This is a genomic window from Paenibacillus contaminans, from assembly GCF_003285015.1.
GTDB classification, from domain to species: domain Bacteria; phylum Bacillota; class Bacilli; order Paenibacillales; family NBRC-103111; genus Paenibacillus_V; species Paenibacillus_V contaminans.
In genome coordinates, this window is record NZ_QMFB01000005.1 from 223,503 (window position 1) to 239,270 (window position 15,768).

Annotated in this window: 8 protein-coding genes; all 8 read right to left on the reverse strand. The window is 51.7% G+C overall.

The genetic code is table 11. The annotated features are described in order from the left end of the window. Nucleotides 1-33 precede the first annotated feature (33 nt). The gene (locus DQG23_RS11420) at nt 34-1,152 is read right to left on the reverse strand and encodes a hypothetical protein (protein ID WP_113030968.1); all 1,119 of its coding nucleotides are present in this window, start codon (nt 1,150-1,152) and stop codon (nt 34-36) included. Between the two features lie 157 nt (nt 1,153-1,309). After that, a complete protein-coding gene (locus DQG23_RS11425; protein ID WP_113030969.1) occupies nt 1,310-1,519 on the reverse strand; it encodes a hypothetical protein in 210 nt (69 codons plus the stop codon). A gap of 355 nt (nt 1,520-1,874) precedes the next feature. Beyond that, a complete protein-coding gene (locus DQG23_RS11430; RefSeq protein ID WP_113030970.1) occupies nt 1,875-2,888 on the reverse strand; it encodes an SGNH/GDSL hydrolase family protein in 1,014 nt (337 codons plus the stop codon). A gap of 116 nt (nt 2,889-3,004) precedes the next feature. Continuing rightward, entirely contained in the window at nt 3,005-5,185 is a 2,181-nt protein-coding gene (locus DQG23_RS42550) for a glycosyl hydrolase family 28-related protein (RefSeq protein ID WP_192894580.1), read from the reverse strand. A 275-nt stretch (nt 5,186-5,460) separates the two neighbouring features. Next, nucleotides 5,461-9,633, reverse strand: a complete 4,173-nt coding sequence (locus DQG23_RS11440) for a DUF4838 domain-containing protein (protein ID WP_113030971.1) — start codon at nt 9,631-9,633, stop codon at nt 5,461-5,463. 162 nt (nt 9,634-9,795) lie between these two features. Further along, entirely contained in the window at nt 9,796-12,093 is a 2,298-nt protein-coding gene (locus tag DQG23_RS11445) for a helix-turn-helix domain-containing protein (RefSeq protein WP_113030972.1), read from the reverse strand. Nucleotides 12,094-12,131: 38 nt separating this feature from the next. Beyond that, nucleotides 12,132-14,216, reverse strand: coding sequence for a beta-galactosidase trimerization domain-containing protein (locus DQG23_RS11450; RefSeq protein WP_113030973.1), 2,085 nt, complete (start codon nt 14,214-14,216; stop codon nt 12,132-12,134). A gap of 14 nt (nt 14,217-14,230) precedes the next feature. Beyond that, complete coding sequence (locus DQG23_RS11455; RefSeq protein WP_113030974.1) at nt 14,231-15,766, reverse strand: extracellular solute-binding protein; 1,536 nt, start codon at nt 15,764-15,766, stop codon at nt 14,231-14,233. Nucleotides 15,767-15,768: the final 2 nt, after the last annotated feature.

Below are 15,768 nucleotides of genomic sequence, written 5' to 3' on the forward strand. Positions count from 1 at the left end.
CCGAAGTTTATCTTATACAAGCTTTAGATTTCATCAATAACGGACTTGCAGGTAAGGGGTTTCAATTTCTTTCTTGTGATAGAGCGACCTCATGATCGCATCCGTTGCTCCTGTCGTTAAGAGGGAACGTTCGACCGGGTACGGCGGACGGGAGGTGTGAATAAACTTCTCGATTTCCAAAACGAGCCTGCCGAAATGAAAATAAGGCTTTTTATCTTGCAGAAAGAACTCGGTACAGAACGGCTCCGACTCCTCGTCCATCTGGAAAGCGGAAGCGAAATCCCATACCTCATTGTCGGCAAACAAAATGCCGGATAATAATCCGTCTACGTAATTGACTTCGAAAAACATCGGATTCGTCATGCTATAAGGAAACTTATCCAAATCCGTCAAATTGATAAAACCGCCCAATTTCCGGTACAACGCATTCCATTCGGGACTTAACAGCTTTTCGATCGCAGCCTCGCCTTCGAACGTTTGGACCGATTTAATGCCGGATTCTCCGTATGCCCGATTTTCGGCAATCGACTGCATCATCTCAAGCGTATGGTACGTATACCGTTCCGGTGATTCGTTGACGCCATCATAGGAAAAACCGAACATTTTGTACAACGGCGCACCCTTAGGAGGCGGAGCCGATGCCGGGTATTGCGGGGCGAAAGGAACGACCGAGCTGGACATAAACGGAATTTGATGCTCCTTGATTTTCCGGTACATCCACTCGATGTCCTCCCTGACAACCGCGTAGCCTTTGTCGGAGTACACCGGCACGACCCTTCCGGCTTCCAGCATCACATTCAAACAACCCTCGAACAATCTGCGGCGCGGGTACAGGATTTGCCGAAGCTCATTTTCCGGATATTCCCCGTGTTCGCCGATAATAAGAATTCCATCCAAATCGAAAGTGTCGCCGCCGCATTTCAGCGCTTCTTCTATCGATCCGTAGATCGGAAAGCCATGCTTCTCAGAGAGCTTTCTGCTGATGTCGGTTTCCGGAAATTGGTCCACATACATCGAAGCGATTTCGAGAGTCGAAGTATATCGTACGCCGTCAACGCTGAACCCTTCGAGCATTTTCGTAATCACGACGTCGGCATGGCTGATGTCCCAATACTCCGTAATGATCGCTGCGACTCGCTTTTTCTTTTTCATTGATAGCCTCCCTTACAAGCAGATTCATCCTACTGATTCCACATCGCAATGTGTTAAGCAAATCATAAATCACGGGATATTCGGAGTCAATCTACTTTTCATATTATCGAAAGAATTTTATATATGTGAAAACACATCCTGTCTCTACCTATTTTTTCTACGTCCGTGCTCCCAGCCTGTCTTCGATCCGAAACTCATAGCCGTGTATTCCCTTGTAATATTCCGGATACATTCCGCTGCCGCAAGCCTCGCATACAAACTGCAGCGGCACCTCCCGATCGCCGGCATCCATGTCGTCGAAGTCTCTCACTACGCTCAGCGGGATTCTCTCATTCTCGCGGCAGCCGACACAAACAAAGTTGACCATTTCCGGGTCCGGCCGCTGCTTGCGTTCGCTTTGATTTGTAATCTTTTTGAGCGGTTTTCTTATTTTCCATATCGGTGAGATCGCACATCCTCCTTTCCGATTGCAGTCTTGCTCCCCTAATTATCGAGTGACGCCAAACGTTCCTTCCCTGCCTTTCGCTCACCTCCAATTCGGGTCCTACCGCCATTTTAATGAATAGGCAAGACGGTGAACATAAACAAATATATGATTTTATGAACATATCGTACATTTTTTGCTTTCGCGACATAAACATAGGCGCATTGCAAAAGCCGGCCATCCCGGCCGGCTTTTAATGGGCTACTAGTTTATTGCGGAAGGAGGATGATGATCCGTCTTATATACGCTCCGCTTGATTTTTCAATCCGTAATAGATAATATCCGCAATCTGTAAATAACCCGCTTCTGCCGGATGCACACCGTTGCTCTGCCTGATTACGGTGCTGGAGTTTCGGGAATTGACCGCTTCCTCGGCAGTTTCCATATTGTGAACCGTATCCAGATTTACATACGCAGGGATGAGCGTTATCCCTTCTCCGGCACGTTGAGAGAATCGTTTAAGGATGGCCGCATTCCACAAAAGCAAATTGCGCTTAAATCTCTTCCTTGTTTGCCCCGCCCCGTAATTGTACCCAAAGCTATCCTGAAACCGCGATGGAGGAATCGGCATAATCAAATGGATATGAATACCGGAATCGAAACGGCGAATATCCTCAAACATGGCTTCAAGCATGGCAAAATGCCGATCGATGATACTCTCGGCCTCATGATCGGCCGTAGGATGAAAGATATCATTAATGCCCAGGAAAACGCCTACGTCCGTGACACGATCGATGTTATGGGTATTGATATAATGCTTGAATGAAAAAGCCCCGTCCGTCACGAAAGGACTTTCCTGATCGATAAAAAACTTGCTGACCGTCCATCCGCCACGCCCTTCGTGTACATTCGGATAGGAGCCCCGCGAACCGGCTAGCGAATACGGCATGTCATCCCGAGCAAACAGCTGCAGCAGCTCCTGCGTATAGCGGCCCGCTCCGGTAATGCTGTCGCCGATAAACAAAATCCGCTTGGCATGTCCGGATTGCTGCTTGTCACGGACGTGAATTACCGTGTCCGCCGCACTCAAACGATCGCCGTGATCGTCGTAAACCTCTATTCGCAGCTTGTAATCTCCCGGCTTATCCGGTACGGCTGTCCAACGTTCATTCAAATGTCTTCCAATCTCGGATACGGCTGCAAAATCGTAACGATCGGCATTGCCCGTTATCAGGTTATCGAAGTAGATATTGATCTCGCTGCCTGTTTCCGCAGGAATCCGTGGGGGCAGCACAAGCTCGTATGCTTTCAAGCCATTCACTCCATCTCGCAATATAGTTGACTACCGTCCAGAGCAACCATTTTCTGTAACTCGATTGCTGAAATCGTATCACTTCCTTCTCTAGTGTACAAGGAAAATCGTCGATTCTATGCCTGGGCAATGGTTGTCACTGTCCCGTCGGAACCGCGCACCTTAAGAGCGCCTCCATGTGCGTATATATACACGCCGCCGACCGGATTCGTCGAAGGTTCGGCAGCGACATTGGCGACGAATACGCCATTCGTTTTATCAACAGTCAGATTGGCAGTACCGCCTCCCATATAAAGCCCAAACTGTGCTCCGGGTGCAGGCGCATAACAAACGACACCCTTCGGCAATTCCGTCCCCGTTCCTGTCCCCTGAATGACCACCTTCCCAGAAGCAAACGCGCCTATGGTCGTATTGGCTGCCGGAAAATAACCAAAGGAAGCACTTCCCAAGTTGCTGGCATTTGCACCGGCCTTTGCTCTGAATTGCGAGCTCGTGGAAGAGCCGCTATTTGTGTTCGTATTTTGTATCAAGCTTGTCGAATTAAACGATATACTTTGCTGAAGCGATCCAGGGTCCGCGGGTCCAAAATTTTGCTGATCGGTGCCAAATTGACCGGCGGTTGTGCCGTTCCATCTGAGCTTACCGCCCGCTGAAATGCCCATTCTCCATTTAATTGGGTCTGAGTACGGATCTTGAGAGTAGATGGTCAGCGCATTTAAAGCCGCTCCCGCCGTATTCGAAACAGCCAGTGTACCGAAATCATTGGTTTTCGCTTGATCGATCGCAAATCGTTGACCGACAGTGCGCAGTTGATTGCAGGAGGCCAGAACGCCGTTATACATGATTTCCTGGGCGTTCGGATAGGAGTAGGTCCCCCCAATGATTTCATTATTGCTTGCCTGATAGTATCCTGGAGGGCCGTCGAAGAAAAACCTTACAGGAAGCGTGAATCGAACGACACTGCCGGCAGTAGTAAAGGCTTGCGGACTCGTGTCGCTAGGCGAAGTGGAGAGCTGGAACGAACCGGATGTGGAATTGATCACATAATAAGCTTCTCCATTGGTCAACCCGGCCGGCGCAGTTGCAGATGCGAGCACAACTTTATCCCCATTGTTAAATGTCCTGTAGGTAGGTTGAGAGAATGAGTTGGAAGGACTTGGAGTTGCGACAACGCCAAACCAGTTGCCATAATTGCCTGGGGCTTGATCCGGTACGAGTCCGGCTTCCCAGCGGCAATGATCGAATAAACAGTATTGAGCGCCGTTGGCGTATACATGATATTCGCTCGTGTACCCTTCAAAATCGGTGCCCCTGAATCTTACATTCGTAATGGTGGAGACGCCTGTGCCGCTAAGGACAACATGCCGCCACCCGGAAGTCCTGACCCCATACACGGTTCCTACTTGCTGTACGGAACCGCCGATGAAATCCAGTTCGTTGCAGAACGAATCGTTTATAGGACCGGTTGGTTGAATCAAATAGGCGATTTTGCTATTTAAGATATAACCCCCATAAATGCGGTTGAAGACATTCCCTCTCCCGATGGAATCGTAATGCTGCCCGGTTTCAAAATAATAGATGCGGCCTGCATAAAGATCGCAGCTCCACACATTCGCGATACGTATCCCTTTGCTTCCTGCCGTCAGCACAGGATTTAACGGCTTTTTTAAATCCGGTAGCGTAATTATAGCGTCGATCAGAACATTGCTGCTATCCGTACCGCCGATTGTGATTGCAGTCCCGGCGAAGTTATCCGGATACAGGAACACCGCTCCGCGTGCTTCCAGATGACAAAACACGGTGAACGGTTGATTGACGTTGTAGGTACCTGGCGGGATAATCAACTTGGCTCCAGGCGATTGGTAAACGGGGTTGACTGCCGCATTTTTCAGCGAATTGCAGTAATCCAGCGCCGCCGCGATGGCTGCCGAATCGTCCGTAACCCCGTCGCCTGTCGCGCCGAAGTCTTTCACGCTGACGGTCTCGCGCAAGCGGTCCCCGACTGTCCGCACCGGCTGATCATCGGTATAGTGGAAGTTGACGCAATCGGCATCGATGGTCGTTTCGCAGCCTTCGCCGCCTTCGCCGCCGTAAACCGATTCGGTGACGGTTGATTCGCCGCCAACCGCTTTGGCGACCGAGCTTGAAAACAGGCTATTGGCCGCAACCGCCACACCCGCTGTTCCGAGCGTGGCGAGCAGCGCTCTCCTGCTCATTTTCTCATTGCTGGCGGCTTGCGGTTGGTCATTGCGCGGCAATGTTTCTTCATGGCTGGAATTACCGGATGGATGGGTCATAGAATAAATGCCTCCTTAATGGAATTGGTTGAGCTTATATGGAAATCGTCGGCGGAATAGCCAAACGGATTTCTCACGATAGTAAGCGCTTGCATATCTTGTAATTCCTATAGGGGAGACGCATCCGTGTATGATCCACGCTGCCGATCAGGTCAAAATAGGTTCGACAACGACTTTGGCGTAACCCCGCCATTCGAGTAGACTAATGTTGCATGGCAGCAACAGCCGATTTTAAAGCAGGGGGCGACTAGCGCCCCCCCCAATCTTTTTAAAGCTTAGTCAGCCAGCTTATATAAGGAGAAATCATCGATATAAAGTCTGGTGGTTGTATTGAAGTCTCTCAGTGCTACACAGACTTGTATCTGAGTAGGCGCAACTCCGTTATAGTCAGGTTTGACCTCGAAAATATACTCAAGCTTCTTCCACTTTCCGATCGCCCAGGAGAGTGGCATGTTGTCGGTACGCACATCGGCAACCTGAGTTGCACCGGATTTGATATTGGTCCAGAACTGAATCGTGCCTGTTGTACTGGCATCGGCTGGCAAGTAGTAGTACAGGACGGCTTTATACTTGCCAGGAGTAATCCCCGGGCTGGTGTATTGATAAGGTCCGGCAGCCGACTGGACTCCGCTGGTCACAAGGCTATAAGTACCTGTGTGTGCGTATTCGTAAGTCCGTTGTGTGACCGTAGTTCCCCAGGAACTCCACGAGGGGATTACATTAGGTGTTTGCGGATTGCCCAGCTCAAACGATGAGTTTTGGAGATAATTTGCCGACTCTACTAGATGAACAGGCCTGAAGCTGTCATCCTTCCAAGGCGCTCCACCGCCCCAGCCTAAAAATTTGGTCGACCCGTGATAAGCCCGGAAGAAGAAGCCCATCAGCGTTTTGGTCTGAGCCAGATCGACGCCTATGCTGGAGAAGGGAATGACCTGAATCGTATTCCAGCGGTCGGTTCCGATTTGGGCGCTTGCTTGCCATTGAGTACTCGGATCTGGCGTTGGGCCTTTCTTATAGACAAACTTGACGGCGTTAGGATTGGTGAAAAATCCTTTATAGCCTGCTGCGACATCACCTGTCACATAGGTTTCAACGGAGTCGTCCTGGCCGCTTTTCCACCAGTTATTCGGTGCTTCGGTGCTCTTAATCAATTTGTTCGTCGTCACTTCACTGTCGAAGTTTTCATACCCGACATACAAGTTCTCGTTATCCCACAATAAGTACACTTTCGTCTCAGCAGGCGCGGCGGCATTGGAGCCCATAACGGTAAACTCGGAGAACGGAACCGCTGCTGTCCACGGTCCTTGACTGAAATCGAGCGATTGCAAAATGGTCTCTTTGCTTGCCATTGTTTTAACCGCAGATGCGGAAAGATTCGTGTAAGAATCAATCCCACTCAAGACGTTGTAGAAACGTTGTCGTACGTTTCCATTTGCCGGTTCCGTATTGACATAACGTTGCACAGCATCAATAAGTGTTTTTTGTACGCCATCCCATGCGCCAGAGTTTTCTTTGTTCGTTCTGTCGAGAATCAGATTGCCGGTGAATGAAGTCAATAAATTTTGCCGTTTTTTGGCCATCTCATAGCTTTTTTCGATATCGTCCAACATCGCCATTGCGGCTTGTTCGTTTGCAGGCGTGTTGACCGTTCCTTTTTTCGGATAGCTTAGCGCTGAGGCTTCATAGTACTCAAATGTGCGGAGCAGCAACTGGGCACGCGTCTTCTGCTTGCCTGCCCCGGCATTGGCAACAGTCAACTCCAGCAGGCGACGGCTCTCCGCGATATCTTCCTTCGTCACGATTTCCAGATAGCTGTGGTCGAACAGATTCAGGTAATTCCGCTTATTCACTGCGTTGAGCCATGCCAGATACCAGCTTGATTGGAAGATGCGCGTTGTCCAGAACGTTTCCCAATATTCATAATACTGCTTCAAATAAGGGACTGCTGCCGCACCTACCGCTCGCTCCATCCATTCGTTTGTCAATTTGTTGACATCGAGGCTCGGATTCCATTGCAATTTGGCAGATACCCACGGTTTCGGGCCTTCTCCGAAGTTCGGATACAACTCTGCGACATGAGCAATCACCTTATGATCTTGCGCATATTTGTAATTTTCCGCCATTTGTTGCATGTACATACGAGGCACATTGTACGGCGAGCCATATAAATATTCATAGAATCCAATATTTGTAGCCTTCTCTTCCCAGCGGGCGACCTGTCCTTTGCCGGCTGTCTCGTGTTCCGGGAGTACCCAGGTCATACGATCATCCGTAATAAACGGAATGACACGGGGGTTCAACGGAACGGTCGGCGGGTCATAAACGTTCAAATAGGCCAGCAATCCAAAGTATTTATCCGGGTGTACAGCCAAAACGCCTTCAGCTACTTGGTTAACCCAGGGATAATAGACGTCTGACATATTCATTACACCCATTGAGTTTAACTTCCCTGGATAATTTGGATGATTCGGATTGGATTCACAAAAGTTATCCTGTTTGTCGTTAATGCCTAGCGAGTAGGATTTTGCAGCAGGATTTTGATTAAAATACTGGATAATTCTTGCGATCGCCGCTTGCGCCGTCTCATTCGTAAAGCATGGCTGCCAGTCATAAGGATGAGTAGGAAGAACCCCATTCGGATAATATTCTGGATGATCGGCAAAAACAGCAGGATCAAACAAGGTATTCATGTTATGGTGGAAATTAATCGATTGCTGCATGCGATTATCTCTACTCCACTCGCCTTGAATAGCCATCCCGAAGAAATGCCGGGAAATTGCTGCTGGTTCATCTTTTACCAGTTCAAAAGGAACTGCCAGATTTGTTGTCAACGGTACATCCTCGCCGTCAGGTCCAGGCAGCAACCAACGAACGCCAACATAGCGTTCCAGGAATTCGTCCACGCCATATTCCGTCCCCCAAGCTGTCGGCCCAATGATAGAAATCGATTGCTCGTGAGGCCACATGACAAACCCGTGATCCGCCAGTCCTTGCAGCTCGCTCGTAATAGCGGTATCTGTCTGAGGAGCTTTCGTTCCGACATAAATGCGTACTTTATTGTCATACTGATTACCGGACTGGCTAAGCTCGGTCGTCGTCAAGACGGGGAGAGTAGCGTTTGTCGATTTCTTGACATACGAGGCTAATTTATTCGCTGCTACTCTTGTTTGATTATCTGCGCTTGACTCCACGATAATTAGCGACTGTGCCTGACCATTCGCCACAATACTCAGGTCCGGCATATGTTCAAGGGTAACGTTAACGGCCGCCGTTCCTCCATCCGTAACCTGGAAGGGACTTGATTGGTAGGGGGCATATGCCGTCTTGCTTACAGTAACCGTGTGACTGCCGACAGGCACATCGTGAATCGCATAAGCGCCTGCGCTATCTGTAATAGCCGATAGAGAGATACCCGTCACCTGGACGTTGGCTCCCGCAAGCGGCGCGCTGGCCATGTCGGCTACAATACCGGCTACGCTGCCAAGCTCAGGAGTAGGCTCCGGTGTCGGGGTCGGCTCTGCGGTTGGCGTTGCCGTTGGCGTCGGAGTCGGACTTGCCGTTGGCGTCGCAGTCGGTTCTGCAGTAGGCGTTGCAGTAGGCTCCGCAGTTGGTGTTGCAGTCGGTTCTGTAGTAGGCGTTGCAGTCGGCGCCGTGGCTGGTGTTGTTGTCGGTGCAGTAGTTGGCGCCGTAGTCGGTGTTGCCGTAGATGCCGTAGTTGGCGATGCGGACGGCGTTACCGTTGGCAGGACTTCTTCGGCTTGCTCTATGTATTCGTCCAGTTTGGCTAAGAATTCAAAAGCAAGCCGGGCGATCGCCTGCCGCTCAGCACGGCTTTCCGGATCGAAACGGAGCGAGCCGTCCGGATTGGCGATGCCGCGCACGAAGCCGATCCGATAACCGAAGTCGATGTACGCTCTGGCCCATCCGGAAATTTGCTCTGTATCGGACCAGGTAACATCGGACCTCCATTGAAGCGCTTTCTCTTCCAGGCCAAAAGCGCGGATGAAGAGCACGATCATTTCTTCCCGTGTTACATTCGAGTCGGGAGAGAATGCCGTTTCGGAGACGCCTTGCGTGATGCCCGCTTCAACGAGCGCTCCGACGTAACCGCGATACCAGCTATCTTCCGCTACATCCTGGAAGTGGCTGGCCTGCTCGGGTTTTGGCTCCAGTTTCAGCATAGAGGCAATGATCTTGGCCAGTTCGCCGCGTGTAATCGGATTGGCCGGCGCGAAGCTGCCATCCTCGTAGCCGGAAATGATGCCTGCTGCGACCAATTCCTCGATTTCTTGTTTGGCATAGGACGCATCGATATCGTGAAACTGCGTTTGGGCTTGAACCGATTTGACCGAAGCCCATCCGTTCAACTGCAAGACGGAAGCGAATAGAGCAATAACCAAGAGTCTGGCCAACAGGCTTCCGGTCCTTCGGTTGACTTGTATCAACATATTTTTATCCTCCTACCTTTCGTAAAATTATGAATTTTTTTGCTCCTGTAAACGAGAAAATAGTGCCTTTAAAACCGAAATTAACAAAATAATGGTAAAATGCAAGCGCTTGCGTTTTTCAGATCGGGGAAACGTGAGACGTTTCACGCCGATCCTTGCCTATCAATCCCGTAAGCTTTGGCGATATTGTCCGGGAGTGATGCCGACCATTTTTTTGAAATAGCGTATAAAGTTTTGCGAATTTTGAAAATTGAGCTGCAGCGCAATATCCGAAATCGTCAACTCCGTGTTCTCAAGCAAATCCTTGGATACGTTGAGCCGATGCTGGGCGAGATAGTCGCTGAAGCTCATGCCCGTTCCTTTGCGAAACACCCGCCGCAAATAATCGGGATGGTATCGCAACTGCTCCGCGCAAATTTCCAGCGTGAGATCCGTCTGGTACTGCTCGTGAATCATTTTGCGCATCTGTTCGGTAATGATGTAGTACTGCTTCTGCGACTGTTCTTCCCGCCATTGAATGAACGGCAGGAGCACCTTCCCGACGATCCAGTTCTCGATCTCTTCCAGGGAGTTGAGCTCGAACAGTTGATCGAAAATCGTCTTCTGATCGTTCAACAGTTGGGACAGAAACTCGTCGGAATCGAGCGAGTCGGTCAACAGCGTGACGAGCAAACGCACTAAGTATAGCTGCAGTTCGCGGTAACTGACGTTGGCCTCCAGCAAATAGCGGGAGATCAGCCGCAAGTTCTCTCTCGCCTGCTCGAAATCGTTCTCCTCGATCGCTTCAATAAGCGCCTTCTCCAGCGCCGCAGGATATTTGACCCGGATAATCCGATCGGGCGTCAAATCCTCGAAGAAGAAAAGAGATTGCTCGAGGATGACGCTTTTTTGCTTCAGCGCTTCCGTCGCTTCCAGATAGGCGCGGTTCGCTTCCCTCAACGAATGAATCGATCGGCTGATCCCGAATATGGTATCAAGCTCCAAATAGCGTTCAACGGCTGCGCGGATCATGACGACCAGCGATACCACATAGTCGCGAAACTGCTCCGGCGTCTCGTGCATGCTGCCGATGACGACAACCTGGCTCTGGCCGATCGTAACGGCAGGCAGGCTATTGGAAGCGGGGATAAGCTCGCCCATTACATTTTTTACGGCCATCATCATCAGATCGCGGTCGCTTTCCTTGTAGCGTGAGCGTTCCCAATTGCTGATTTGCAAGGATACGACGCAAAACTGCTTCCATTGCGGGTTCAACTCGTAATAGGCGGATTTGGCTTCCGCTTCCGCAGGATTGACCTCGCCGATAAGCAGCTTAAACAGGAACAGCTCTCGCAGTTGGCTGACCTGACCCGCGATAAATGCATCTTTGCCGTTCTGCGTCTCCGTCAGCGCTTCCAAACGCGCTTCAATCAGTTCGATTTCGTTATATTTGCTGTCTGCTTGCGAATCGGACAGGCGGACGACCGAATCGTACAGCTTGCGGATCGGCTTATAGAAGCGGCGATTCATAGCCATCGCGATCACCAGCGTAAGCAAGAGGACGAGAAAGCAAGTGAGAAACATCGTATTCCGAATCGAGCGGGCGTCCTTGGCGATTTCGGCATTCGAATAGATGGAAACATAATACCATCCGTTGTAAGCCGACCGATTGACGACGGCCAGATGCGAGTCGTCGAACGGGAACGTTGCCGGACTGCCCGGCTTAACCGTGTCCTTGATACGAGCGGCAAACTCGTCAGGCAGCCGATTCCAACCGGCCGAGAAGGAATCCGAACCCGCCAAAATGTGAAGATCGGCGTCGATCATCAGCTTCGCATCGCGATTGCCGCCGGAGGACAGACGGCGCTCGATTTCGTAACGCGGGATTTGCACGCCCAGCATCCCGGTCGGCGTCATTGCGTGGAGCGGCGTTCGCTTCAAAAGAACGATCGCGGCAATATCCGACCAGGCTGCGCCTCCCGCTTCCGTTCTCTTTCCCGTGTTCGCCGCTTGTGTCGCCCAAAACGATTTCTCGTTTTTTTCGGAATAGCCGATGAACCGTTCCCGATCAGGATGCTCTTGCAATAGAGACGCTCCGTAGTTATCGAGCAGCCAGCCCTTGGTAAAGTTGATATAAAACACATTGCTGATTCCCATTTCCAGGCTTTGCAGCCGATACAATTGCAAGGACAGCTCGTTAAACGACTGAAAGCGGCTGCCCGAAAACTCCCAATCGGCCGCGTCCTGCAGCAAGGTAGCGTTAGCCAATTGCGTGAGCGAGAAATCGATCGTCGTAAAAAGCTGCTCGAGGCGCATCTGCGTTTCCGTGAGAAGCTGGCTGTTGCGTTGATTGACCTGGTTCGCGACCCGATCCAAAAATAAGTAATAAGAGAAGCTGCCTAAGGCAAGCACGGGAATCGCTCCCACGAAAATGCTGATCACCATAAGCCGAACTAATAATCGCGGGGGTCTCCGCTTCATCACAACCACCTCCTCACGGATACGGAATAAAAGTTTTCCTATGCCAATGATGGATCGATTATCTCAACTGCTACCGCAGTGTGCAAGCCGAACGGCGGCACGACGAACGAGATGCCATCCGAATGCTTCTGCACCGCAAGCTCTGTTCCTTCCGGAATCAACCGGACGCGGCTGGCTTCCAGGCGAAGCGAAACTTCGATTTCGCCGACCGGGTGAACCTCTTCGATGAACACCTTCGAGCCTGCCGCCGTTTCTTCGCGCACGTTGATCAAATGGACGATCACTCGCGACTGGCCGGGCTGCCGCATCACGTTCACTTCAACGGATAGCGGTGCGCGAACGGCGATTCGGGGATCGGGATTCAATAACCGCAAGCCGTTCAGATACAAATTACGCAGCCAAGGCGAGCCGCTGCTCCAGTATCCCGCCTCCGACGGCAGCGGAATGTACATACAGCTCCCTTGGCCGAACCGGTTCATGATAACGGCCGGATAAGGTGTCTCGGCTGCCGGATGTGCGTGCTGATGGTACACATGGCGGTGAACCTTCGTCTCGACGGCCGGTTCCATGAGTCCGGCAAGCTTCGTTCCGGTTGTCGGCAATACTTTCAGTGCAGGCAGCGCCGGATTTTTCAGCAGCAGCGGCATATCCGGAACGTTGTCCGACAGTGCGGAATCGACCGGATATACATAAGAGACGCCATACAGCCACATGTCAAGGAAATCGGCTCCGAACACATCGCACAGTCCGAAGTTGTCGCTTCGCTCTCCGTTCGCTTGATACAAGGAGGTCCGTCCGGTTGCCAGCAACTTGCCGCCGTTTCGCACATATTCCCGTACGATGGCTTGCAGCTCTTCGCTCAAATAAGCTTGATCCGGCAGGATCACCATCTCGTACCGCCCGATATGCGACGCCAGCCCGTCTTCGTCGAGGAAATCGAAGTGAACATGCCCCTCCGACAAGATCCGGTGTATGCCTTGCAGCGTCGCTTCGTCTTGGTTTCGCGGCAGCGCCGACGCTTCCAGCATGCGTTTGTTGCCGATGCTGTATAAAACGGCGACGTGAGGCTCGCTGACGGCTTCCAGCAGCCACGGCTCGATCGATTCGACCCAGTCGTTGGCATGCTTGACCGCCTCCATGACCGGCTTCGGCACGATGCCCTTCAAAGCGCCGGACGGATATGCGACATGCCCGAAGCTGATCGAGCCTCCGTTCGCCACGGCGATGGCCGCCGTCGTGCGGAGCGTTTCGGGCGGCGCGACCGTCCATTCCCCCCAGCTTCCCATCTCGCTGGGCATCATCAGCTCGAACGGCTTGCCGAACGAGCGTTTCCAGCGCGCCAGCAAGCTGCCGTACTGATAATGCGGCGGATGGAACTCCGAGGTGAAATAATCCGCATACCGGTCCGCTTCCACTTGGCCGAATCGCGGGTCGCCGGCATGATTCCAGCCAATCAGGAAATCCTGCCGTATCGCCTTCAACCCGTTCGCCGCGTCCCGCAGAAACCGGTGGCGAATATCCCGCTGGAACGACTGCCACTCCGCCATTTCCTTCGTACCCGGCATCGGCGCCGCCGGCGCATCATAGCCGAAGCGATTTCGGTACGCCGCACGGCAATATTCGCAGTGGCAGCAGTTGTCCCACACATACGTGATGTCAAAGAAAAATCCGGCCACCTCGTAGCGTTCAGCGATTTCACGCAATTGACCGTACACGTAATCCCGATAAGGCGAGTTCATGCAGAGCAGATCGTAAAATCCGAACGCTTCCTTAATCGGGGTTTGATCGGCGGCCCGCTGCCGGTAGTCCGGATTGGCCCCGGCGACATGACTGTTTAAGCCGACATTATAATAGGCAATGATGGCGATATCGTGCTTTTTGGCCTCGGTTATGGCTTCGGCGAGCAGATCGCCGTTAAGCTTCGTATTCTTATGGCCGATCTGCGTGTCGAAGTAGCTGTTTCCGAACGCGTCCTTGGTCATAAACGTAATCGTCTGCATACCCGCCGCGGCTGCGGCCGCGAAGTAATCCGCAACGTTCAGCCGCACCTCCGGAACCGCTTCCCCGGCATGGAAGTCAAACAGTCCACGGCGTATCGTCTTGCGGTATAACTGGTTGTCCATCCGTGATCACTCCATCATTTCTTGTTGATTTTCGCGTATTCGGCCGTAAATTCCGCGATAATTTGATCCCCGCCGTTTTTACGCCACGTTTCGATAGCCTGCTGCCATCCGGCTTCATCCAGTTCGCCCATAATGAATTTGCCGCGAGCGTCCGTCACTTGCTTTAACAATTGGGCGCCTTTCTCCACATTGGCTTGCGAGATTAAAGGAGCGGTCGGATTGGAAACGCCTTTCTTCTCGTTATCGGCGACGATCCCTTTCCATTTGGTTTCCATTGGCGTATCGCCCGGCTTCGGTCCGAAAATGCCCAATTTGACCATGATCTGATTCAGCGGGTTAATTTCTTTATTATACAAGTCGCTATTCACCTTCGGCATGCCGTTTTCCATTGTGTACGTATGGCCTTCAACGCCGAGCATCGTTAAGTCGATCATCTGTTTGTCGGTCATTTTGTTAAAGAACGCCAAAATATTTTTTAAATCCTGTTCGGTCTTTACGCTGCTCTTCGGAAACATCAGGAGTCCCGCATATCCCGCATCGGCCGGCGTGAATTCGCCCTTCGGTCCTTTGATGCCGGTAGCGACATCGAGCGTTGCCTGCGGATTCAACTTCTTCAAATCGGCGAACAGCGCGGTCGTCACCGAATCCACCGCCGTGAACAGAAAACCGGCTTTCCCCTGATTGATATTTGCCACATAGCCGTCCTTCGCGATCAGGAAATCCTGATTGACAAGCTTCTCGGTATACAGCTTCCTGTTAAACTTCATGGCCTCCAAATATTCCGGCGTCATAAAGGAAGGAATCAGCTTGCCGTCCGGTTGAACTCCCCAGGTTAGAGGTGCGCCGAAATAGATGGCCAGATTGTCGATTGCCGCCCCCTGGTCGCTCAAACCGAATGTGTCGTTTTTTCCGTTTTTGTCCGGATCATTGAGCGTAAAGGCTTTCAAGACTTCGTACAGCTCGTCGACGGTTTGCGGCGCTTTCAAGCCGACATTGTCGAGCCAGTCTTTGCGGAAAAGGATGCCTGAGCGCGAGAGCGGCCGGGTTCTAGGCAATCCGTATATTTTGCCGTCAAGCGAGATGTTGGTCAAAATTTGCGGATTCAAGTTGGCCAAATTCGGATAATCCTTCAAGTACGGTCCGACTTCCCAAAACATGCCCGAGCGTGCGGCATTGACGATATTGGCGCTTTTGTTATCCGGAATGACGAGCACTTGCGGCATCGAGCCCGAGGCGATCGTAGCGTTCAACTTCTCTTCAAAGCCGGCGCCGACCACCCAGTTGATGTCGATGTTGTAGCCGGTGTACTCGCGAATCTTCTGCATGCCCGGACTGTCGGCTTTGACCGGTTCCGTCGTGTATTGCGGGACCATCATCGAGATTGTAATCGGGGTTTTGCTTGGCGATGCCGAATTCGAAGTGTTAGGCGATGCCGATGTTGCGGATTCCTTCGGTTTTTCGCCGCTGCAGCCTACGGTTGCGCCAAGCGCCATAACCGCAGCCAGGCTCCCCATCGTCGACTTCTTCGCCATTTTTGAGAATGTTATCATAA

Coding starts and splice junctions, on each gene's coding strand:
- DQG23_RS11450 (WP_113030973.1), bottom strand. CDS start 14,216: ATGGACAACCAGTTATACCGCAAGACGATACGCCGTGGACTGTTTGAC.
- DQG23_RS11420 (WP_113030968.1), bottom strand. CDS start 1,152: ATGAAAAAGAAAAAGCGAGTCGCAGCGATCATTACGGAGTATTGGGAC.
- DQG23_RS42550 (WP_192894580.1), bottom strand. CDS start 5,185: ATGACCCATCCATCCGGTAATTCCAGCCATGAAGAAACATTGCCGCGC.
- DQG23_RS11455 (WP_113030974.1), bottom strand. CDS start 15,766: ATGATAACATTCTCAAAAATGGCGAAGAAGTCGACGATGGGGAGCCTG.
- DQG23_RS11445 (WP_113030972.1), bottom strand. CDS start 12,093: ATGAAGCGGAGACCCCCGCGATTATTAGTTCGGCTTATGGTGATCAGC.
- DQG23_RS11440 (WP_113030971.1), bottom strand. CDS start 9,633: ATGTTGATACAAGTCAACCGAAGGACCGGAAGCCTGTTGGCCAGACTC.
- DQG23_RS11425 (WP_113030969.1), bottom strand. CDS start 1,519: ATGGTCAACTTTGTTTGTGTCGGCTGCCGCGAGAATGAGAGAATCCCG.